The 21257-nt window shown below is 69.5% G+C and carries 18 protein-coding genes; 8 read left to right on the top strand and 10 right to left on the bottom strand.

The window, feature by feature from the left end; all coding sequences use genetic code 11:
* Positions 1-3: 3 nt before the first annotated feature.
* The 6 genes from hisB to DYE07_RS00755 form a co-directional block, all read right to left on the bottom strand.
* On the bottom strand, positions 4-645 hold the full coding sequence (gene hisB, locus DYE07_RS00780) for an imidazoleglycerol-phosphate dehydratase HisB (RefSeq protein WP_006944159.1): 642 nt from the start codon (positions 643-645) through the stop codon (positions 4-6).
* The gene (locus DYE07_RS00775; RefSeq protein WP_115296119.1) at positions 642-1772 is read right to left on the bottom strand and encodes a histidinol-phosphate transaminase; all 1131 of its coding nucleotides are present in this window, start codon (positions 1770-1772) and stop codon (positions 642-644) included. Before DYE07_RS00775 ends, hisB begins: the two co-directional genes overlap by 4 nt.
* A complete protein-coding gene (gene hisD, locus DYE07_RS00770) occupies positions 1769-3148 on the bottom strand; it encodes a histidinol dehydrogenase (RefSeq protein ID WP_074040715.1) in 1380 nt (459 codons plus the stop codon). The genes DYE07_RS00775 and hisD overlap by 4 nt, the downstream gene beginning before the upstream one ends.
* Before the next feature lie 43 nt (positions 3149-3191).
* Positions 3192-6182, bottom strand: coding sequence for a bifunctional [glutamine synthetase] adenylyltransferase/[glutamine synthetase]-adenylyl-L-tyrosine phosphorylase (locus DYE07_RS00765; protein ID WP_115296118.1), 2991 nt, complete (start codon positions 6180-6182; stop codon positions 3192-3194).
* Entirely contained in the window at positions 6179-7513 is a 1335-nt protein-coding gene (gene glnA, locus DYE07_RS00760) for a type I glutamate--ammonia ligase (RefSeq protein ID WP_074040717.1), read from the bottom strand. The genes DYE07_RS00765 and glnA overlap by 4 nt, the downstream gene beginning before the upstream one ends.
* A 99-nt stretch (positions 7514-7612) precedes the next feature.
* Complete coding sequence (locus DYE07_RS00755; protein ID WP_115296117.1) at positions 7613-9934, bottom strand: immune inhibitor A domain-containing protein; 2322 nt, start codon at positions 9932-9934, stop codon at positions 7613-7615.
* A 179-nt stretch (positions 9935-10113) separates the two neighbouring features.
* On the opposite strand from DYE07_RS00755, the gene panB reads away from it, so the two are divergent.
* Positions 10114-10950 (top strand): 3-methyl-2-oxobutanoate hydroxymethyltransferase, encoded by an 837-nt coding sequence (gene panB, locus DYE07_RS00750; RefSeq protein WP_050786456.1) that lies wholly within the window; start codon positions 10114-10116, stop codon positions 10948-10950.
* A 45-nt stretch (positions 10951-10995) separates the two neighbouring features.
* Here panB and DYE07_RS00745 read toward each other — a convergent pair whose 3' ends face one another.
* On the bottom strand, positions 10996-12258 hold the full coding sequence (locus tag DYE07_RS00745) for an MFS transporter (RefSeq protein WP_074040718.1): 1263 nt from the start codon (positions 12256-12258) through the stop codon (positions 10996-10998).
* Positions 12259-12449: 191 nt separating this feature from the next.
* Positions 12450-12629: a hypothetical protein gene (locus DYE07_RS00740; protein WP_006944217.1), complete on the bottom strand. Its 180-nt coding sequence runs from the start codon at positions 12627-12629 to the stop codon at positions 12450-12452.
* A gap of 81 nt (positions 12630-12710) precedes the next feature.
* Here DYE07_RS00740 and map point away from each other — a divergent pair, with 81 nt between their 5' ends.
* The 7 genes from map to DYE07_RS00705 all read left to right on the top strand — a co-directional run bounded on the left by map (position 12711) and on the right by DYE07_RS00705 (position 18574).
* Positions 12711-13598, top strand: a complete 888-nt coding sequence (gene map / locus DYE07_RS00735) for a type I methionyl aminopeptidase (protein ID WP_038568602.1) — start codon at positions 12711-12713, stop codon at positions 13596-13598.
* Positions 13599-13741: 143 nt separating this feature from the next.
* Positions 13742-14506, top strand: a complete 765-nt coding sequence (gene ppgK, locus DYE07_RS00730; protein WP_006944296.1) for a polyphosphate--glucose phosphotransferase — start codon at positions 13742-13744, stop codon at positions 14504-14506.
* A gap of 467 nt (positions 14507-14973) precedes the next feature.
* Positions 14974-15585 (top strand): Lrp/AsnC family transcriptional regulator, encoded by a 612-nt coding sequence (locus DYE07_RS00725; RefSeq protein ID WP_115297038.1) that lies wholly within the window; start codon positions 14974-14976, stop codon positions 15583-15585.
* Between the two features lie 214 nt (positions 15586-15799).
* On the top strand, positions 15800-16528 hold the full coding sequence (locus tag DYE07_RS00720; protein WP_115296116.1) for a 4a-hydroxytetrahydrobiopterin dehydratase: 729 nt from the start codon (positions 15800-15802) through the stop codon (positions 16526-16528).
* Positions 16525-17319 carry a class I SAM-dependent methyltransferase gene (locus DYE07_RS00715; protein ID WP_115296115.1) on the top strand — a complete coding sequence of 265 codons (795 nt, stop codon included), beginning with the start codon at positions 16525-16527 and terminating at the stop codon, positions 17317-17319. Before DYE07_RS00720 ends, DYE07_RS00715 begins: the two co-directional genes overlap by 4 nt.
* Before the next feature lie 288 nt (positions 17320-17607).
* On the top strand, positions 17608-18087 hold the full coding sequence (locus tag DYE07_RS00710) for a hypothetical protein (protein WP_062257828.1): 480 nt from the start codon (positions 17608-17610) through the stop codon (positions 18085-18087).
* Positions 18088-18094: 7 nt separating this feature from the next.
* A complete protein-coding gene (locus DYE07_RS00705; protein ID WP_115296114.1) occupies positions 18095-18574 on the top strand; it encodes a hypothetical protein in 480 nt (159 codons plus the stop codon).
* A gap of 509 nt (positions 18575-19083) precedes the next feature.
* Here DYE07_RS00705 and DYE07_RS00700 read toward each other — a convergent pair.
* Complete coding sequence (locus DYE07_RS00700) at positions 19084-20277, bottom strand: lipid II:glycine glycyltransferase FemX (RefSeq protein ID WP_040014395.1); 1194 nt, start codon at positions 20275-20277, stop codon at positions 19084-19086.
* Between the two features lie 284 nt (positions 20278-20561).
* Complete coding sequence (locus DYE07_RS00695; protein ID WP_074045605.1) at positions 20562-21218, bottom strand: MBL fold metallo-hydrolase; 657 nt, start codon at positions 21216-21218, stop codon at positions 20562-20564.
* Positions 21219-21257 lie beyond the last annotated feature (39 nt).

Here is a 21257-nt window from a genome sequence, read left to right as displayed (position 1 = left end):
GACTCAGAGAGCACCCTTCGCGCTCGGAATTCCCTGCACGCGCGGGTCCTTCGCCACCGCGGCGCGCAGCGCGCGGGCGATCGCCTTGAACTGGGCCTCGACGATGTGGTGCGGGTCGCGCCCGGAGATGACGTTGACGTGCAGCGCGATGCCCGCGTTGTAGCCGAGCGATTCGATGACGTGCTGCGTCAGGGAGCCGATGTAGTTGCCCCCGATGACCGCGTAGATCTGGCCGTCCGGTTCACCGGTGTGGACGACGTACGGGCGGCCCGCGACGTCGACGACCGCCTCGACGAGCGCCTCGTCGAGCGGCACCTTCGCGTCCCCGAAACGCGAGATGCCCGACTTGTCGCCGAGCGCTTCGCGCAGGGCCTGGCCGAGCACGATCGCGGTGTCCTCGACCGTGTGGTGGGCGTCCACGTCGAGGTCGCCGCTGGCGCGGATGCGCAGGTCGATGAGGCTGTGCTTGCTCAGCGAGTCGAGCATGTGGTCGTAGAAGCGCACCCCGGTGCGGATGTCGGACGTGCCCGTACCGTCGAGGTCGAGCCACAGCCTGATCGAGGCTTCCTTCGTCGTGCGCTCGATGAGCGCTGTCCGGTGGTCGGCGGGCACGTCGGGGATGACGAAGTCGGTCGCGTCGCTCATGCTTTCTCCTCCTGGAGGGCGTGCGTGGGGGCGAGGTCGGTGAGGGCCGCGATGACGGCGTCCGTCTCGGCGGGCGTGCCGGCCGTGATGCGCAGGTGGTGCGCGATGCCGACGTCGCGCACGAGGATGCCGCGATCGAGCAGGGCCTGCCACGTGGCGTGCGCGTCGGTGAGACCACCGATGAGAACGAAGTTCGCATCGCTCGGCGTCGGCGTGAGCCCCGCCACTCGCGCGGCCTCGACGATGCGGTCGCGCTGGGCCTTGATCGCATCGACCATGGCGAGCATCTCTTCGGCGTGGTCGAGGGCCGCCAGCGCGGTCGCCTGCGTCACCGACGACAGGTGGTAGGGCAGACGCACGAGACGCATCGCGTCGCAGATCTCGCGCGAGGCGGCCATGTAACCGACGCGCGCGCCGGCGAACGCGAACGCCTTGCTCATCGTGCGGCTGACGATCAGGCGCGGGTGATCGGCGAGCAGCTCGAGGGCGCTCGGCGTGCCCGGGCGCGCGAACTCGACGTACGCCTCGTCGACGATGACGACGGCGTTCGGCGCCGCGTCGTAGATGGCGCGCACGACGTCGTTGCTCACCGCGGTGCCCGTCGGATTGTTCGGCGTGCAGACGAACACGACGTTCGGACGGTGCTCGCGCACCTGGTCGACTGCGAGGTCGACGTCGAGGTCATAGACGCCCTCACGACGATCGCGCAGGCCGTCGACCCATGTCGTTCCCGCGCCGCGCGCGATGATCGGGTGCATCGAGTAGCTCGGCGTGAAGCCGAGCGCGACGCGGCCCGGGCCCCCGAAGGCCTGCACGATGTGGCTGAGCACCTCGTTGCTGCCGTTGGCGGCCCAGATCTGCTCGACGGGCAACCGGACGCCCGTCACGCGATCGAGGTAGTCGGCGAGGGCCGCGCGCAGTTCGGTGAACTCGCGATCCGGGTAGCGGTTCAGCCCGCCCGCGGCCTTCTCGACTCGCTCGACGATGCTGCGCACGACCGTCTCCGGCACGTCGTAGGACGACTCGTTCGTGTTGAGCGCGATGGGCACGTCGAGCTGCGGCGCGCCGTACGCGCTCTGGTTTCGCAGGTCTTCGCGCAGCAGCTGCGTGATCGTGGGTTCGCTCATGCGGGCGCGTTCTCCGTCCCGGCCTCTGCCTCGTCCCGACGCTCGAAGCGCGCCGTCACGGCCTCGCCGTGCGCCGGCAGGTCCTCCGCGTTCGCGAGCGTGACGACGACGTCCGCGACCTCCGCGAGGGCCTCGCGCGAATAGTCGACGATGTGGACGCCCTTGAGGAACGACTGCACCGACAGCCCGCTCGAGTGGCAGGCGCACCCGCCGGTCGGCAGGACGTGGTTCGACCCGGCGGCGTAGTCGCCGAGGCTGACGGGCGAGTAGGTGCCGACGAAGATAGCACCCGCGTTGCGCACGCGCAGCGCGTCCTCGCGCGAGCTGGCGGTGTGGATCTCGAGGTGCTCGGCGCCGTAGGCGTCGACGACGCGCAGCCCGGCCGTGACGTCGTCGACGAGGACGATGGCCGACTGCGGACCGCCGAGGGCCGTGAGCACGCGCTCGCTGTGCTTCGTCGCGCGGGCGCGGCGCTCGAGGGCTGCCTCGACGTCGTCGGCGAGGCGCGTCGAGTCGGTGACGAGGACGGAGGCCGCGAGGTTGTCGTGCTCGGCCTGGCTGATGAGGTCTGCGGCGACGTGCTCGGCGTCCGCGGTGTCGTCGGCGAGGATGCCGATCTCCGTCGGGCCCGCCTCGGCGTCGATGCCGATGAGGCCCTTGAGCAGGCGCTTCGCGGCTGCGACGTAGATGTTGCCCGGGCCGGTGACGAGGTCGACGGGCTCGCACACGCTCGTGCCATCCTTCTCCCGTGCGCCGTAGGCGAACATCGCGACGGCCTGCGCGCCGCCGACGGCGTACACCTCGTCGACGCCGAGCAGGGAGCACGCGGCGAGGATCGTCGGGTGCGGGTAACCGGCGAACTCGCCGGTGTTCTGCGCCTGCGGCGGGCTCGCGACGGCGACCGAGTCGACGCCCGCGACCTGCGCGGGCACGACGTTCATGACGACCGAGCTAGGGTACACGGCGAGGCCGCCGGGCACGTAGAGCCCGACGCGCTCGACGGGGATCCAACGTTCAGTGACGCTGCCGCCGTCGCTCACCTGCGTCGTGACGTCCTCGCGCGCCTGCGCGGCGTGGACGATCCGCACGCGGCGGATGGCTTCGACGAGGGCGTCCTTGATCGCGGGGTCGAGCTGCGCTTCGGCGGCTGCGAGCACCTCCGCGGGCACCCGCAGGTGCGTCGGACGCACCTTGTCGAATCGCTCCCCCAGCTCGCGCAGCGCGTCGGCCCCGTCATGGCGCACCTGCTCGCACAGCGGACGCACGACGTCGAGGGCCGCCTCAATGTCGAACTGTGCGCGCGGCAGCGCATCGCGCAGGCCGCGTGCATCGAGGGAGGTCAGGGCTGAACCACGAAGGTCACGACGCGAAATCACCGCTCCATTCTAGGCGGCGGCACCGAGCGCCTGCCCGCCCGTCTCAGCGTCGGAAGCTCGGTCCGGTGCTGTTGTGAGGATCCTCACCGTAGAACACGCGGTCGACGACGAGCCGGGCGCGCCGCGAGGCCTTGCGGTACTCCTCGCCGAGCTGACGACCGTCACCGGCGGGCAGTCCGAGCAGCGTCGCGATGCCCTCCGCGTCGCGCAGGTCGCTCGGCAGCGACTCGACGGGGCGGCCGCGCCACAGCACCGAGGCGTTGCGCACCCGGGAGGCGAAGGTCCATGCGTCGGCGAGCACTTCGGCGTCGTGGGCGTCCATGAGCTCGAGCTCGGCGAGCAGCCGTAGCGTCGAGATCGTGCCGGTCCGACGCAACTGTGGGTGGGCGTGGGCGTGCTGCAACTGGTGCAGTTGCACGCACCACTCGACGTCGGACAACCCGCCGCGCCCCAGCTTGAAGTGGGTGCGCGGATCGGCCCCGCGGGGAATGCGCTCGGCCTCCATCCGCGCCTTGAGCGTGCGGATGCGACGCACCGCGGCGTCACTGATGCCGCCCTCGGGCCAGCGCAGCGGATCGACGAGGTCGACGAAGGCGCGGCCCAGGTCGGCGTCACCGGCGAGCGGGTAGGCGCGCAGCAACGCCTGGGCCTCCCAGCCCTCCGACCAGCGCTCGTAGTACGAGGCGTAGGAGTCGAGGGAACGCACGAGGGGGCCCTGCTTGCCCTCGGGACGCAGCGCGGCGTCGATCTCGAGCTTCGGGTCTGGCCCGGCGAGCGCGGCGAGGCGTCGCAACTCGGTGACGACGGCGAGCGCCTGGTCCTGCGCAGCACCGGCGTCGGCGCCGTCGCGCGGGCGGTGGACGTACATGACGTCGGCGTCGGAGCTGTAGCCGAGCTCACGCCCGCCGAAGCGTCCCATACCGATGATCGTGACGTCGGTGAGGCGTGCGTCCGAGTCATCGCAGACGGCGCGCCATGCGAGGTCGAGCCCGGTCTGCAGCATCGCGGCCATGACGTCGGTGAGGGCCTTCTCGACGCCCTCGAGGTCGAGTTCGCCGAGCACGTCGGCGATGGCGATGCGCGTCAGCTCGGTGCGGCGGACGGTGCGCGCCGCGAGCATCGCCTTGTCGACGTCGTCGTGGCGACCGGCGACGGACGTCATCGTCGCGCTGATCGCCTTCTCGTCACGCGGCACGCGCAGCGCAGGGTCGGCGAACAGCTTGACGCTCTCGGGCGCGCGTTCGAGCAGTTCCGAGACGTAGCGCGACTTCGACAGCACCTCGGCGAACAGTTCCGCGGTGCTGCCCTCGCGCAGTGTGTTGAGGTACCAGTGCGAGGTGCCGAGCTCGTCACTGATGCGGCGGTAGGCGAGCAGCCCGGCGTCGGGGGTCGGGCCGTCGGCGAGCCACTGCAGGATGACGGGCATGAGCGTGCGCTGGATCTGCGCACGCCGCGACAGCCCCGACGTCAGCGCCTGCAGGTGGCGCAGCGCGCCGCTCGGGTCGGCGTAACCGAGCGCGGCGAGACGATCGCGCGCGCCCTCGTCCGACAACTTCGCCTCATCGTCGTCGAGACGCGCGACGGCCGACAGCAGCGGCCGGTAGAACAGCTTCTCGTGCAGGCGGCGCACCGAGCGCGCGAGCTCCTGCCAGTGGGCGGTGACGGCCTCGTCGGGGTCGCGCATCAACCCGACGCCGCGTCCGAGGCGGCGCAGGTCTGCGCTCGACGTCGGCATGAGGTGGGTGCGACGCATCTTGCTCAGCTGGATGCGGTGCTCGAGCACGCGCAGCTGACGGTAGGAGCGGTCGAGCGCCGAGGCATCCGTGCGCCCGACGTAACCCCACGAACTGAGCGCCTCGAGGGCGTCGAGCGTCGAGCGGGCGCGCACCCGCTCGTCGGTGCGTCCGTGGACGAGCTGCAGCAGTTGCACGGAGAACTCGATGTCGCGCAGACCGCCCGGGCCGAGCTTGATCTGGCGTGCCTGCTCGCTGACGGGCACGTGCGACTCGACGCGACGGCGCATCGCCTGCGCGTCCTCCACGAAGTTCTCGCGCTTGCTGGCCTGCCACACCATCGGCCGCATCGCGGCGATGTAGGCCTCGCCGACCTCACGGTCGCCCGCGATGGGGCGCGCCTTGAGGAGCGCCTGGAACTCCCAGCCCTTCGCCCAGCGCTCGTAGTAGTTGCGGTGGCTCGCGACGGTGCGCACGAGGGGGCCCTGCTTGCCCTCCGGGCGCAGCGCGGCGTCGACCTGCCACAGCGAACCCTCCCCCGTGCTCGCCGAGCAAGCGCGCATCAGCTCGGTCGCGAGCTCCGTAGCGAAGCGCAGGGCGACGTCCTCGTCGACCCCGTCCGCGGGCTGCGCGACGAAGATGACGTCGACGTCGGAGATGTAGTTGAGCTCGCGCCCGCCCGTCTTGCCCATGCCGATGACGGCGAGTCGAGCCTGCTCGGCGCCCTCGACGCTCTGCGTCGCGATGTGCAGCCCCGCCTCGAGCGCGGCACCCGCGAGGTCGGCGAGTGACGCTGCCGTCGCGGGCAGGACATTGGCGGGGACGTCGGTGACGTCGAGCGCCGCGATCTGCACGAGCTGACGACGGTAGGCCACGCGCAGCGCGTCGTAGGCGCTGACGTCGTCGTCCCGCCCGTCGATCTCGGCGATGAGCGCCTGAGCGAACGCCGCCTGGTCGCGACGCTCCGCGGCGACCACGTCGCGCCACTGCTCGGGCTTGGCGACGAGGTGATCACCGAGGGCGCTCGAGGCGCCGAGCACGCCGAACAAGCGCGCTCGTGCGAGCGGCTGCGTCAGCGCCTCCGTCAGCGCGCGCCGGCCGGGAGCATCGAGCGCCTCGCGCAACCGAACGAACGCGAGCAGCGCCTGGTCGGGGTCGGCGACCGCGCCCGTGACGTCGAGCAGGACGTCGGTCGGGACGAGGTCGGCGACCTCCTGGGCCAGCGAGCCGGCGCGTTCGGTGTCGGTGTAGCCCGCCTTGCGCCAGGCCGCGGAACTCTTGGTCTGCTGCGTACGACTCACAACCGGCGCAGATCCTGCTTGATCTCGAACTCGGTCACCTGGTCGCGGTAGGCGGCCCACTCGTTGTGCTTGTTGCGCAGCACGAAGTCGAAGACGTGCTCGCCGAGCACCTCGGCGACGAAATCGCTCTCCTCCATCGTGCGGATCGCCTCGTCGAGCGAAGCCGGCAACGGTCGGATGCCCATGGCGCGACGCTCGCGCTCGGTGAGCGTCCACACGTCGTCCTCGGCCTCGGGCGGCAGCTCCATGCCCTGCTCGATGCCCTTGAGGCCTGCGCCCAGCATCACGGCGTACGCGAGGTAGGGGTTGCACGCTGCGTCGAGGGTGCGCACCTCGATGCGCGTGCTCTGGCCCTTGTCGGGCTTGTACATGGGGATGCGGATCATCGCGCTGCGGTTGTTGTGCCCCCAGCAGATGTGCGCCGGCGCCTCGGAACCGCCCCAGATGCGCTTGTAGCTGTTGACGAACTGGTTCGTGATCGCCGTGAACTCCGGCGCGTGGTGGAGCAGGCCGGCGACGAACTGGCGGCCCGTGCGCGAGAGCTGATACGGCGAACCCGGCTCGTGGAACGCGTTCGTGTCACCCTCGAACAGCGACAGGTGCGTGTGCATGCCGCTGCCGGGCTGGCCTGCCATCGGCTTCGGCATGAAGCTCGCGAAGATGCCCTGCTCGAGCGCGACCTCCTTGATGACGGCCTTGAACGTCTGGATGTTGTCGGCCATCGACAACGCGTCGGCGTAGCGCAGGTCGATCTCGTTCTGCCCCGGCCCGCCCTCGTGGTGACTGAACTCCACGGAGATGCCCATGTTCTCGAGCATCGTGATGGCGGCGCGCCGGAAGTCGTGGCCCGTGCCGTGCGGCACGTGGTCGAAGAACCCGGCCGAGTCGACCGGCACGGGACGGCCGTGGTCAAGGTCCTTCTCGAACAGGTAGAACTCGATCTCGGGATGGGTGTAGAAGGTGAACCCCAGGTCGGCGGCCTTCGTCAGCGAGCGACGCAGCACGTCACGCGGGTCGGCGAGGCTCGGGGTGCCGTCGGGCAGCAGGATGTCGGCGAACATGCGCGCAGTGCCGGGGTTCTCGCCGCGCCACGGCAGCACCTGGAACGTCGAGGCGTCCGGGCGCAGCAGCATGTCGGCCTCGTAGACCCGCGCGAGACCGTCGATCGACGAACCGTCGAAGCCGATGCCCTCGGCGAACGCCCCCTCGAGTTCCGCCGGCGCCACGGCGACCGACTTGAGGGTTCCGAGCACGTCCGTGAACCACAGACGCACGAATCGGATGTCACGTTCCTCGATCGTGCGGAGCACGAACTCTTGCTGACGGTTCATGACGCCATCCTGCCTCACCGCGTCACCCGACGACGAGCGGCCCCGGGGATGATCCCCGGGGCCGCTCACATGTCGGACTCAGCCGCTCGCCTCAGCGCGTCAGCGGCGGAAAAGCACGTCGAGGTGCGCCTTGTCCTTGCTCACACCCCTGACGGTGACCTGGACGCCGCTGCCTGCCGTCAGCGTCGAACCCGTCGGGTTGGAGGCGTCGTAGTAGTTCGTCGCCTTCGTGTCGTCGAACGTCGACACGCCCTTGCTCTTCGGGAACGTCGTGGCGTCACCGTTGCGGTGCAGCGTCAGCGACGGCATCGAGGACGAGCCGAACACCGCGTCCCAGGGCTGCAGCTTGTTCGACACGAGCGCGCCGTCCTTCCACTTCATCGCCTGCGCGTGCGAGTCGATGGGCAACACCTGGCCGTGGCCGGGGTGCTCGGAGACGTTGTTGTTCGCGTACTCGTTGTCGACGTACCACATGAGAACACCGGGCTGGAAGGCGAAGTGCTCGACACGCTCTGCCTGCTGCTTGAGATAACCGAAGTTGTACGGACCCGTCTTGAGGTAGCGGTCGTAGCCGTTGTACTGACGGTTCTCTGCGAGGTAGTAGTGCGTCTTCTTCTCGCTCGTCGTGCCCGATGAGAGGGTGAAGCCCTTCGCGACCCAGCCGTTCGTGCCCTTCTCGACGTCGTCCGACAGCAGTGTCGCGCCGTCGGCGACGATGCGGATGTCGTCGAGGAACGGGCCCGCCCCGTGGACGCCGCCGTCACTCGCGTAGCGGAAGCGGAAGTCGACCTTCTTGCCCGCGTAAGCGCTCAGGTCGTACGTGAGGTCGCTCCAGTTCTTCTTCTCACCGGAGACCTCCTTGCCCACCTGCGCCCACGTGGCGCCACCGTCGGTGCTGACCTCGCCGTAGAAGAAGTCGTAGCCCTCCTCGGTGTCGTACCAGGCGGCCGTCGTCACGCTCGCGGACTTCTTGCCCGTGAGGTCGATCGAACGCGTCAACGTGGAGTTGAGGTTGTCGGCGCTGCCGCCCCACCACTCGTTGGCCCCCGACTTGGGCTTGTTGTACGTCGTGGTGATCGTCTTGTCTGGCAGGTTGATCAGGGCCGCCTGGCCGAGCGTCGCCGAGTCACGGTCGCTCGGGCCGATCTGGACCTTCTTGCTCTTGCCGTAGCTGACCTTCGTGGCGTCGAGCCAGCCGAGCTGCAGCTTCTCCCACGGACCCATGTAGCCAGGGCGCGAACCGATGTCGGTCTTGCCGTCGCCGAGCCACGAACCGGCGCTCATGAGCGACCAGTACGAGACGTCGTTCTGAGCCTTGTTCGTCGTGTCGTACAGGTCCGGCAGGCCGAGGTCGTGACCGAACTCGTGCGTGAAGACACCGAGACCACCGTTCTCCGGCTCGGTCGTGTAGTCACCGATCCACAGGCCCGTGTCGCCGAGCGGCACACCACCGAGCTTGTTCTGCGACGGGCCGGCCTTGCCCGCGAGGTTCTGGTACGCGTACCAGCGGTGGCTCCAGATGGCGTCATCACCCTGGGCGCCACCGCCGGCCTCTTCGCCCTCGCCGGCGTGGATGGCCTGGAAGTGGTCGATGTAGCCGTCGGGCTCGTCGAAGTTGCCGTCACCGTCGTAGTCGTAACGGTCCCACTTGTCGAAGCTCTGCAGGTACGCCTTGATCTGGGCGTCGCTCTTGCCCGCTGCCTTCTGCGCGTTGACCCACGCCGTGGCGCTGTCGGCGATGAAGGACCAGGAGCCCTCGGCCTCGCTCGTGCCGTCACCCGAGACGGGGTTGTGGCCGTAGCGCGCCTCGTTGAAGGGCACCTTGACCCAGTCGCTCACGTCGCCCTCGACGTCGAAGCGGCCGTTCGACTGCTTGGAGTAGAAGTCCTTGAACGACTCCGAGCTGCCGAACATCATGTCGAAGTAGTGCTGACGGTTGAAGTCGGCCTTCCAGATCGTGCTGTTGTTGTCGGTCGCGCCGCCGTCCATCTTGCGGTCGGGCTGGGCGATCTTGTTGTGCAGCGGGCCGGGCGCGCCACCGGCGGCGGGCTTCGTCTGGTCACCGAACTCGACGAGGAAGCTCAGGATGTTCGCCTTCTGGTTGACGTCGTACTGGACGTAACGCGGCTTCGTCTTGCCCTTCTTGTCCTTGCCCTTGACCTCGATGACGCGCTTGCCGTTGACCTTCTTCGTGGCCGCCTTGCCCGTGACGAGAGCGCTGACGGCGGCGTCACGCAGGTCGGCCTTCTTCTCCGCGAGCGGGTTCGGACGGTCGTCGGACTTGCCGACGCGGGTCTGGCCCTCGCCTGCGGGCGGGGCGTTGTTGGCGGAGGCGACCGGGGCTGCGATGAGACCGAAGGCCGTCACCGTGCCGACGAGAGCCGCGGCCATGCGCGGCGTGTTCGAACGACGATGTGTCATGAGTACTCCAGGAGCAGAAGGGCGCCCACGTCCAGCGCGTGAACACTGTGAAGATACCCAGCCTCCCCTCAGCGAACGGTGATGTCGCTTACAACATTTGCGTAACGAAGGGTGCTATCACGATCCGCCCCCGCCAGCGGATGGGAACGGCTCCAACGGCTGCTGATTACGCTGGAGCCATGAGTGAAGAGGCCGCCCCGTACCGCACCGCCGAACGCAAGCGCATCCGCACCGTCACGCTGCAGCAGTTGAAGGAGCGCGGTGAGCGTTTCTCGATGCTCACCTCCTACGACATGTACACGGCCGAGATCTTCGACGAGGCCGGCATCGAGACGCTCCTCGTCGGCGACTCGGCGGGCAACAACGTGCTCGGTTACGACACGACGCTGCCCGTCACCCTCGACGAACTCATCCCCCTCGTGCGTGCCGTCAGCGGCGCTGCGCAGCACGCCCTCGTCGTCGCGGATCTGCCGTTCGGCAGCTACCAGGAATCGCCGCAGCAGGCGTTCGCGAGCGCCGCGCGACTCATGAAGGAAGGGCGCGCTCACGCGGTCAAGCTCGAGGGCGGGGCGCACATGGCGCCCACCGTCGAGCATCTCGTGCGCGGCGGCATCCCCGTCATCGCGCACATCGGGTTCACGCCGCAGAGCGAGCACACGCTCGGCGGGTACCGAGTCCAGGGCCGCGGCGACGACGCCGAGCGCATGGTCGCCGAGGCGCGGGCGCTGCAGGACGCGGGGGCTTTCTGCGTGCTCATGGAGATGGTGCCGGCGCCCGTCGCGCAGCAGGTGACGGACGCGCTGCGCGTGCCGACGATCGGCATCGGCGCCGGCGCCGGATGCGACGGTCAGGTGCTCGTGTGGACCGACTTCGCCGGCCTGCGTGACGGCCGCTATCCGCGCTTCGCCAAGAAGTTCGCCGACGTGCGCAGCGTGCTGCTCGACGCGGCGCGCACCTACCGCGAAGACGTCGCCTCCGGCACGTTCCCGGCGCCCGAGCACAGCTTCGAGAGCTGACGCCCGCGCTCGTCGTTCGCGCGGGACGCGAGAGGATCGGGTATGTCAGCGCTGGTGTGAGGGTGTTGAGTCGGCGGCGTCAGGTTCGGGCCGGGCGGCACCCCATCCGGCGCGCATGAGCTTGGCGGGCCAGTAGGCGAGCATCGCGGCGGCGAGGACGCCGAAGATCGCGTTCACGACGACGGCGGCGCTCAGGCCGGCGAGCGCCGTCATGCCGGACAGGGCGAGCGGCCCGATCGTCGAACCGGTGTCACTGAGCTGGCGCCACAGGCCGAGGAACGGCGCGCGTCCGACGTCGGGCGAGAAGTCGGCGCCGAGCGTCATCACCATGCCAGAGCCGATGCCGTTGCCGAACCCGAGCGCGCAGCTCGCGGCGAGCACCGCGGCGAAGGTGTGGGCGAACGGCAGCGCGACGAGGGCTGCGGCCATGATGAGCATCGACGGTACGGCGACGGCGGCGCGCCCCCGCACGTCCATGACCTTGCCGGCCGGGTAGAACACGAGCATGTCGATGCCGCCCGCGATCCCGTAGATGGCGCTCGTCGACTGCTCGTCGAGGCCGATGTGCGTGCACCACAGCGGGATGACGACCTGCCGTGTCGCGCGCACGGCCGACACGAGCAGGACGCCGAGCCCGACCGTCAGCAGCACGCGCGCGAACGAGCGTGCGACGGTGCGGGTGGAGACCCGTTCGACGGGCCCGGTTCCGGCCCGCTCGACATCCTCCATGAGCAGCGCGCACCACGTCGCGAGCGCGAGGAAGACGATGGCGAGGACGAAGACGGAACGCCCGCCGAACACTCCGATGAGGGCGGCGCCGACGAGGGGGCCGACGAACATGCCGATGCGACCCACGCCGCCGAGCAGCGACAACGCGCGCGCCCGGTGCGTGGGCGGGACGGCCTCCGTCAGGTACTTCTGGCGCGCGAGCATGTAGACCGACGACGCCATGCCGATGATGACGACACCGAGCATGAGCGCGACGAGGCTCGGCGCGAGGCACAGCAGGCATCCCGCGGCCGTGACGACGCCCGCGAGCACGAGCGCGCGACGTTCGCCGAGGCGCTGCGTGATGAGTGAGGCGGGGATGTTCGACACGAGCGAGCCGAGCCCGATGAGCATCGCGACGAAAGCCGCGAGCGCCACCGACGCGCCGCGCGCCACGGCCGTCGAGGGGATGACGGGCAGGATGGCGCCCTCAGCGGCACCGAACAGCAGCGTCGGGCCATAGGCGGGGATCGCGAGCCGCCGCAGATCGAACCCGAGCTCGCTCACCTGTGCTCCCCTCCTTCGCACCCGTCGTTGCATTGCGATGCTATGCGTCGATGGCGTGGGGCGCGTCAGCGTCTCACGTGGGGCTCATGGGCGGCCCTACCCGGCAGGCAACGGTGACATTCCTGGCCAGATGCGCGTCGGATCAGCCGCATCACGCCGCGCCAGATCATGACGACGGGCCGCATCCCTCGTGGGATGCGGCCCGTCGCGCGTGGATGGGTGCGTCAGTCGTCGCCGTTGAAACGACGCTCTTCAGCGTCCCACTCCTCGCTGCGCTTGTGCGCGGATTCGATGGCGTCGCGCGCCGCGGCCTCGGTGGCGTAGGGGCCGAGCATGTCGCTCTTGGCGTTGGTCTCCTCCCCCTGCTCCACGGCACCGGTGTTGACGTTGTACCAGTAGGCCATGACGGCTCACCTCCTCGCGCCTGCGGGCGCGTCTTGTGCGGGCGCCGAGCCCTGTCGGACCCGGCCTCTAGACTCAACCCTATGACGACGACGCGCTCCACGACCACGTCCGGCCGCACGATCACCGCGGGCACGATCAGCCCGCGCCGCAGCGTGCCTCAGAAGATCGCCCGCCCCGAGTACGTCGGGCGCGACGAGGCGCGCGAGGGCTTCGAGTCGTACGTCAAGGACGCGGAGACGATCGAACGCCTGCGCGTCGCCGGGCGCATCGCCGCGGGCGCGATGGAGGAGGCGGGCAAGGCCGTAGCCCCCGGTGTCACGACCGACGAGCTCGACCGCATCGCCCACGAGTACATGCTCGACCACGGCGCCTACCCCTCGACGCTCGACTACCTCGGCTTCCCGAAGTCGCTGTGCACGAGCGTCAACGAGGTCATCTGCCACGGCATCCCCGACTCGACGGTGCTCGAGGACGGCGACATCGTGAAGCTCGACGTCACGGCCTACAAGGACGGCGTGCACGGCGACAACTGCGCGACATACCTGTGCGGCGACGTCGACGACGAGTCGCGCCTGCTCGTCGAACGCACGAAGGAGGCGATGATGCGCGGCATCCGCGCCGCGAAGCCGGGGCGGCAGGTCAACGTCATCGGCCGTGTCATCGAGCAGTACGCGAAGCGGTTCGGCTACGGCGTCGTGCGTGACTACACGGGCCACGGCATCGGCACCGAGTTCCACAACGGCCTCATCATCCCGCATTACGACGCGGCGCCCCACTACGACGACGTCATCGAGGTGGGCATGGTCTTCACGGTCGAGCCCATGCTCAACCTGGGTTCGGGCGAGTCGGCCCCGACCTGGGACGACGGCTGGACGGTCGTGACGGCCGACGGCTCGCGTTCGGCGCAGTTCGAGAACACCCTCGTCATCACCGAGACGGGCCCGCAGATCCTCACCAGCGTCGACTGACGTTCCTGCAGGCCCAGCGCCTGCGCACGAGGGCTGACGGGCCGCGCGGTTAGGCTGTCGACGAGTTCGTCGCCGCACGCGAGATGTCGGTGGCCCCGTCCCGTGCAGTGCGATTCCCCTGCAGTTGATCAAGGAGCCCGAGCATGACCCGCACGTCCTATCCCCTCGGCATCGACGTCGGCGGAACCGGCATCAAGGGTGCCCCCGTCGACCTCGACAAGGGCGCGTTCGCTTCGGAGCGCATCCGTTTCGAGACGCCCGCGGGTGCCTCGCCTGACGCTGTCGCGGACGTCATCGCCCAGATCGTCGAGCACTTCGCCGACATGATCGGCGACGAACCGATCGGCGTGACGATTCCCGGCGTCGTGCAGCACGGCGTCGTGCGTACGGCCGCGAACATCGACAAGGCGTGGATCGGGACGAACGCCGAAGAGCTCATCTCGGCGCATATCGGGCGCGACGTGCTCGTGGTCAACGACGCCGACGCGGCCGGCATTGCAGAGAACTTCTACGGCGCGGCGAAGGACACGGACGGGCTCGTGCTCGTCACGACGCTCGGCACCGGCATCGGCACCGCCGTCATCAACGACGGTGTGCTCGTACCGAACTCTGAGCTCGGCCACATCGAGGTCGAGGGCCACGACGCCGAGACGCGGGCCGCTCACTCGGCGAAGGAGCGCGAGGAACTGTCGTACGGCAAGTGGGCCAAGCGACTCACGAAGTACTACACCTCGCTGGAGAACCTGCTGTGGCCCGACCTGTTCGTCGTCGGCGGTGGCGTGTCGAAGAAGGCCGAGAAGTTCCTGCCACTGCTCGACATCCGCACGCCCATCGTGCCCGCCAAGCTCGAGAACGCCGCCGGCATCGTCGGTGCAGCGCGCCTCGCGCACGATCGGCACGTGAAGTAGCGGCCACTGCTCGGCCGTCACCTGCGACCAGGCGCGCCCGAGAACTCGCCCGATGACGACGAGGCCGGCTTCCCGCAGTGTGCGGGAGCCGGCCTCGGTCGCTTCGTGGCGTGCTCACCCAGGGTGGTGGTGCGCGGCTGTTCGGGCCGTGGTGGGGCTCCGAGTCACCTGCCGGTTCGCGCACTCGGGGTGGTGAGCGCGTCGAACGCGATGCCTCAACTCTTGCAATGTCGATCATGCTGCGCAACACCCACCGCCTTGATTGGTCATTATGATCAAGGTGGCGGGGCGTCATGCGTCGTTGCTTGGCCACGACGCCCAGGTCGGCAGGCACCGGGCCCTTCCAGCGTCAGGCTCGGGTGGGCGTGAACTGCTCGTGCGACCTGCGCGGGGCAGCGCACTGCACTGTGCTTCAGGCCATGGATGCGGTGCGCTGAGCACGCGTCACGACTGGAACGAGGATGATCATGGATCGACGCTCCTACGCCCGACGCGGTGCAGCTCGACAAACAGACACGGGGCCACGCACGGCGACGACGTCCGCGACCGCGACGTCATCTGGGTCGCCGCGCCCGACCTCACCGCCGCAGCTCGACGAGACGGATCGGCTGCTCCTGCTCGCTCTCGACGAGGACCCGCGTATGACGACGATGGCGCTCGCGCAGCGTTGCGGCCTGGCGCGCGGCACGGTGCACGCGCGGCTGGAGCGGTTTCGCGAGCGCGGCATCCTGCGACTCAACAGTGCGCGCGTCGACCCGGCGACGCTCGGACGGCCCATGAGCGCGATGGTGGCGGTCGAGCTGGATCAGCACGACATCTCGGGCGCGATCGACGGGTTGGCGCAAATCCCCGAGGTGCTCGAGTGCTTCGCGCCGGCCGGCGAGACGGACCTGCTCGTGCGCGTCGTCGCGCGCGACCCTGACGACCTCTATCGCGTCAGCGAGGAGATCCGCCTGTGCCCCGGCGTCACTCGAACCCGCACGAGCGTCTACCTGCGCCGCGTCATCCCCTACCGTATCGACCCGCTGTTGCGCGAAGGCATCGACGAACCGACGTCTGCGCGCGACCGGCGGGGGTGAGGCGGCGGGACGGGGCGGGCGACGACGTCGTGGGTGCGTGAGGCGCATCGCGGTGTGGAACCGAGCCACGTGCTCGAGGAGCTGCTAGCAGTTCCGGCGGTCAAGCGTGGGAGCCGACGCTGCACCTCACGCAGTCGCCCGCGGTGCTGGGCACGGCGGAACCGAGGCGACCGACACGCTCCCAGCACGGGCGCGGGTGTGGTCGACTGGAGCCATGAGCGACGACATGACGCAGCGTCCCGGCGGGCGGCCCGATCCGATGCGCACCCTGACGGCGGCGGAGGTGGCCGCGCAGGCCCCGGCCGGGTGGACGCCGATCATGGGGTCACTGCGGGCGCGCTACCGCACTGGCGACTTCGCGACGGGGTTGCGGCTCGTGAACCTCATCGGCGAGTCGGCGGAACGGTGGGATCACCATCCCGACGTCACCCTGACGTACGGGGACGTCATCGTCAGCCTCGTCAGCCATGACGTCCGCGGCATCACGAGCCGCGATCTACGGATGGCGAGGTTGAGCGCCGAGCACGCGGCGCACCTGGGCCTCGAACCGGACGTGGCCGGTCTCACCCAGATCGATCCGGGGCTCGACACTGCACACGCGGACGAGGTCGCTCCGTTCTACTCGGCGCTCTTCGCTGCGCCGCTGCGTGACGGTGAGCCCGTCGACCCGAGCGGCCAGACGCCGACGGTGTGGTGGCAGGCCCCGGATGATGCAGACTCCCCCGATGGCGATGCGGCCGACGATTCCCAGCTCCCGCCGGCGGATCACGAGCAGCGTTGGCACTTCGACGTCTGGGTGGCGGCGGAGGCCGCCGAGCAGCGGCTGGCAGCCGTTCTCGATGCCGGCGGCCGCCTCGTCAGCGACGCCCACGCCCCGTCGTTCTGGGTCGTCGAGGACGCCGACGGCAACCGTCACTGCATCTGCACGCCCGCCGGGCGATGAGGGACTGGGCCGACGTCGCGGAGGGCTACCGCCGATCGTTTGCACGGGCTTGCGCGGGCGCCACCGGGCCGCTCCTGGCCGCAACGAATGACCAGCGCGGCCACAGCGACGACGTCGTGCGCCATCTCGACGTCGGGTGCGGCGACGGTCGCTTGGCCGCTGCCGCGTCAGAGACCGGTCGTGCGGTCGTCGCGTGCGACGCGGACGCGACGATGTGCGAACTCACCCGCTCTTCGGCACCCCACGTGGCCACTCTGAAAGCAGCGCTGCCTGAACTCCCTTTCTGCTCCGGCAGCTTCGACATCGTGACGGCCAATTTCGTCATCAATCACGTCGAGGCACCGTGCGCGTCGATGCGCGAGCTGTCCCGCGTCTGCCGTCGTGACGGGATCGTGGCGGCGACGATCTGGCCCGCCGGTGGCGCAGGGTTCGGCCCCTTGCTCCGCGAGGTGCTCTCCTGCCCCGATCTGACGCCGCTGCCTGACCAGTCCCTACCTGCCGATCAGGACTTCGAGCGAACCCGCCGGGGCCTCGGTTCCCTCTTCGCCGCGGCGGGGCTCGACGATGTCCGATCCACCGACATCAGCTGGACGTGGACGGTGACGCCCGAGGACCTGTGGGCGGGCATCACGGCCGGCGTGGCGACGCCGGGCATGACGTACCTTGCTCAATCACCCGAGGTGAGGGCCCGGATGCGGGAGCTCTTCTTCGAGACGGCCCGCACGATGAGTGCCGAGGGGACGCTGACCTTCGATGCTCGCGCCGTGCTGGCGACCGGGCGCATTTCGTGAACCTCCGGTGGGCCTGACCGTGCGATGACGCGTGGCGTTTCCTCGGCGCAATGGGGTCGGCGGCGGGACGGGCCATCCCGTGACCGACGGTGCGCGACAGCGGACGTTGACTCAGTCACAGGCCCGCTGCGCTCGGCATCGCTGGGGTCGCTGCACGGCACCATAGCTGGCGAGGGGCAGCCGATCCGCTGGGGGTTTCTCGCAAAGGTACGGACCAGCCCGGCTTCGACCGGTCAACCCGGCGTGCAACAATCTTCCGTCATTCGAACATATGTGCGATAATGCAGCATGGACAGCATCGTGCGGGAGAGCCTCGAGGCGCTCACCTGCCTGCCCGGCGACGAACTCGTCGAGACATGGCAGGCACTGACGCGCGTGGCGGCAGACCGGGCGCTCGCGAGCGGTTCCGCGCTGACGTCCGATGCGGACGACGGCGTGACCCTCGACGACCAGTGCGCAACCCTCGCGGCGACCCGCCGCGACCTCGAGCGAGCGGCAGAGGCGGCGCGCATGGTCACCCGGATGGCGCAGACCGTCGTCGACCTCACCGCACATGCTCATCACGACACGGTGCGGGCTCAGGATCATCTTGAGTTCGAACGCTTCGCACGTGCTGACGAGTCGTACCCGCTCGGGCCAGGCGAGTTCGCCCCCGCCCACCTCGCTGCGGTGCCCGGGATGCAACCCGGTACGGTCGCGGCGATGTCCGATGACGTCGCCGCACTGCGCAGCCGCACCCGCGGTCGCTCGAGCAGCTGCACACGGTGACGCGCGCATGCCTGCGGTGCGCGCCATCCTGCACGAGCTGCAGCACCTCGAGCCCAAGGTCGCGTCCGGCATCGAGGCCGACCTGACGAAGGCCGGCGCCCACCGCCTCGGAGCCGACGCGGCACGTGCGCGGGCGCTCACCCTGCTCCACCGGCAGGGTCTCGCGAAACCGCGCGACCCTGATGAGACCGCACGTGAACACGCCGTCTGGTTCACTCCGCACCTCGATTTCGACGCGTTGACGCAACTGCACGTCACCCTCGACACGGGCGACGCGGTGGCGCTCAACGCCGTCATCGAGGAACACGCGCAGTCGTTGCGCGAGAACAGCCCGCCCGGAGCGGCTCCCCCGGCCGGATCGCTGCGCGTCAAGGCGCTTCTCGACCTCGCACTGGAGAACAGCCGCGTCAGCACGACACTCCACCTGTGGCTCACCTACCCGGGCTGTCACATCGAAAAGGCCGCGCCGCGCTTCCACGCGGCATAGTGGGCCGCGGAAATCACGCGCGCGAGGCTTCGCCGCTTCCCGCATCGTGGCGGACGGCCTCGCGAAATCAGCGGCAACGCCCGGCAGGCGATCTTGAGGCTTCTGGGCAGCCGATGGCGACGTCGCCGTTCGGCCTCGAGGTGGGTCGAGCGGAAGCGACGTGGCAGGGCACACGAGTCGACAAGTCGCTCGGTGGCAACCGCCGTCGTACGCGCCGAGGAAGTCAGTCAGCCAATGCCGGTTGCCGTGATGACGATCGCCGGCAGGCGCCGAATCAGTGAACTGAGCCGAACGAGCGCTCCTCGCCGTCCGACGCGAGGGTCAGCCAGCTGGCCCCCGCCGCGGCCAGCCCCGACGACCGGCAAGGAGCGGCGGCGTTCGGCCGCGCAGGACAAGGCATGCGCAGAACAGGCAGTCGACCGCCGCGCAAACTCCGGCTCGCCACACGTCGAATAACCGACGACCCACCCGATGGGACATCAGGCGGGTCGTCGCGGGTCAGGTCGGCGTCAGTCGAGGCGGTGCCACGCTGCGTCAGCGCGCTTGGCGCGAACGTCAGATGCCTTGGAGCGGGCGCCCGCTGCGGCGCCGACGAGCGTCCCCTTCGGGTCGTTCTTGAGCGACACAGCCGTCTTCTTCGCCGCGGGCACGCCGCGCTTGAGCGTCGAGCGCACCACGGGCAGGGCCGTCGCGAAAACGGGGAACATCGGCGAGAGCGACTTGTCGTACGTGCCGACGAGCATGTCCTCGTGCTTGGCGAACTGGCGCTTGAAGTCGCTGATGCCGTCATTGAGGAGCCCGTTGAAGTCATAACGTTCGACGCCCTGCGCCTTGACGTGCGTCATCGCCCAGAACTTGAGGCCATAGTTGAGGCGCAGCTTCATGCCACGCGGGCTGACGCCGCCGTACAGCTCGAACGCGGTCTTGCCGGAGACCACGAGCCACACGAACGCGACGACCTCGTCGCCCTCCCACGCCGCGATGAGCTGCGAGGCGGGGCCCATGAAGTCGCGGATCTGCTCGTGGTAGAGGTCGGAGTGGACTGCGAAGTTCGCGCGCTTCGCCGTCTCCTTGTTGATCGCGAGCACCTGATCGAGATCGGCCTGCTCGGTGACGAGACCGAACCGGACGTTCTCGGCCTTGAACGACTTGCGCACGTTCTGACGGGTGGAGCTGCTCAGCTCCTTCATGATCGTGTCCTCGTCACGAGTGACGTCGACGATCAGCGTGTGCGGGATGAGCCCCGTGTTGTCACTGCGCACGTACCCCGCAGCCTCGACGTCGGCGAGCCACCCGGACGTCGGCCGCGCGACGAGGGACGCGATCTCGTCGTCGGACGCGCCCTTCTCGAGCGGCGCGAACGGCGCCTCCCAGTCGGGCTCGATCGTCAGGCCGATCGGGCCGTGCGTGTTCTTGACGTGCTGCGCGAGCGCCGCGACGACACGCGCGCGGTCTGCCTCGGCGGCCTGCGGGCCACGCGGCACGTAGGCGAGCGACTTGAACGGGGCCGGTAGGCGGCGCAGCAACACCTGCGCCGAGCCGACGACGTCGTCACCGTCACGCACGACGACGCGGTCGGCCGACCACTCGTACTGCGACTTCAGCTCGCCCCAACCCCACAACTGCAGCGGGTGGCCGCCGGAGGAGTTGACGAGGGCATCCCACTCGTCGCGGTCGTGGCACGAAGTCACCGAGAGCGTCATGCGCCCAGGTTATCGGCAGGCGCCAACACCCCACAAAGCCCGACGCCCCGGCCGCGACACGTCGCGTCGGCGGCCACGCCTGTCGGGCACTCGCCGGGGACTATCCCACCGAGCGGGCGCCGTCGGCTGCACTCTTGTGCGACGACAGCCTGATCCCCCCGCCCAGCGCTGCCGGGAGCCCAGCTAGCGGCTCCCATTCATTCAGCACGTGTCCGCACACGGCGTCATTGGCAGCACTGAAGCGGCCTGCCGCCGATCGCACCACCCGCGTCATCCCGGGCGGGTCAAGCGGACAATTCGACGCTGTCGCCGACGGGCACATCGATGACGTCGACGCCGCCGTCGCGGCCGAAGTCGGCGACGTGGTTCAGGAAGATGCCGCGCGCGGCGGGGGCGATGATCTGGTCGTGGATCGGCACGACGTGCTGCGGCGCGACGGCGCGGACGAAGGCAATGGTCTCCTTGACGGCCGACCACGGCGCGGCGAGCGGCACACACAGAAGATCGATGTTCTCGGGGCGCCCCTCGAGCGAGTCACCGGGATGGAAGACGCGCGGCTCACCCGGCGCGCTCACGACGATGCCTACGTTGCCGACGCGCGGGATGTAGGGGTGGATCTCGGCGTGCGTCGAACCGACGCCCTCGAGCGTGACGCCCGCGACGTCGTACGTCTCGCCGGCCTTCGTCGCGGTGGCCTCGACGCCCTTGTCCGCGAGCAACTGTGCCGTCTGCGGCTCGGCGAACCACACCGCATCAGGGTTCGCGGCCCGCAGGCTGTCGATGGCGTCGGGGTCGAGATGGTCGGCGTGCTGGTGCGTGACGACGATCGCGTCGACGCCCTTGACGTCGTCGAACGAGCTGAACGTGCCGGGGTCGAACAGCACGCGAACGCCGCCGGCGTCGAGTTCGATACAGGAGTGACCGTGATGCGTGAGCTTCATGCCTCAACCGTAGGCCCGCCGCCGCCCCCGCGTCTGCTC

Origin of the sequence: Dermacoccus nishinomiyaensis (genome assembly GCF_900447535.1) — a bacterium.
In the GTDB taxonomy this organism is placed as follows: domain Bacteria; phylum Actinomycetota; class Actinomycetes; order Actinomycetales; family Dermatophilaceae; genus Dermacoccus; species Dermacoccus nishinomiyaensis.
This window is presented reverse-complemented; position numbering and strand designations above follow the sequence as displayed.

What these genes read in the sequence shown, in the direction of transcription:
- DYE07_RS00700 (WP_040014395.1), bottom strand. Translation starts at nt 20,277, where the DNA reads ATGACGCTCTCGGTGACTTCGTGCCACGACCGCGACGAGTGGGATGCC.
- DYE07_RS00715 (WP_115296115.1), top strand. Translation starts at nt 16,525, where the DNA reads ATGAGGGACTGGGCCGACGTCGCGGAGGGCTACCGCCGATCGTTTGCA.
- DYE07_RS00705 (WP_115296114.1), top strand. Translation starts at nt 18,095, where the DNA reads ATGCCTGCGGTGCGCGCCATCCTGCACGAGCTGCAGCACCTCGAGCCC.
- DYE07_RS00695 (WP_074045605.1), bottom strand. Translation starts at nt 21,218, where the DNA reads ATGAAGCTCACGCATCACGGTCACTCCTGTATCGAACTCGACGCCGGC.
- DYE07_RS00755 (WP_115296117.1), bottom strand. Translation starts at nt 9,934, where the DNA reads ATGACACATCGTCGTTCGAACACGCCGCGCATGGCCGCGGCTCTCGTC.
- glnA (WP_074040717.1), bottom strand. Translation starts at nt 7,513, where the DNA reads ATGAACCGTCAGCAAGAGTTCGTGCTCCGCACGATCGAGGAACGTGAC.
- DYE07_RS00745 (WP_074040718.1), bottom strand. Translation starts at nt 12,258, where the DNA reads ATGCAACGACGGGTGCGAAGGAGGGGAGCACAGGTGAGCGAGCTCGGG.
- DYE07_RS00725 (WP_115297038.1), top strand. Translation starts at nt 14,974, where the DNA reads ATGGATCGACGCTCCTACGCCCGACGCGGTGCAGCTCGACAAACAGAC.
- panB (WP_050786456.1), top strand. Translation starts at nt 10,114, where the DNA reads ATGAGTGAAGAGGCCGCCCCGTACCGCACCGCCGAACGCAAGCGCATC.
- ppgK (WP_006944296.1), top strand. Translation starts at nt 13,742, where the DNA reads ATGACCCGCACGTCCTATCCCCTCGGCATCGACGTCGGCGGAACCGGC.
- map (WP_038568602.1), top strand. Translation starts at nt 12,711, where the DNA reads ATGACGACGACGCGCTCCACGACCACGTCCGGCCGCACGATCACCGCG.
- DYE07_RS00775 (WP_115296119.1), bottom strand. Translation starts at nt 1,772, where the DNA reads ATGAGCGAACCCACGATCACGCAGCTGCTGCGCGAAGACCTGCGAAAC.
- DYE07_RS00710 (WP_062257828.1), top strand. Translation starts at nt 17,608, where the DNA reads ATGGACAGCATCGTGCGGGAGAGCCTCGAGGCGCTCACCTGCCTGCCC.
- hisB (WP_006944159.1), bottom strand. Translation starts at nt 645, where the DNA reads ATGAGCGACGCGACCGACTTCGTCATCCCCGACGTGCCCGCCGACCAC.
- DYE07_RS00740 (WP_006944217.1), bottom strand. Translation starts at nt 12,629, where the DNA reads ATGGCCTACTGGTACAACGTCAACACCGGTGCCGTGGAGCAGGGGGAG.
- DYE07_RS00720 (WP_115296116.1), top strand. Translation starts at nt 15,800, where the DNA reads ATGAGCGACGACATGACGCAGCGTCCCGGCGGGCGGCCCGATCCGATG.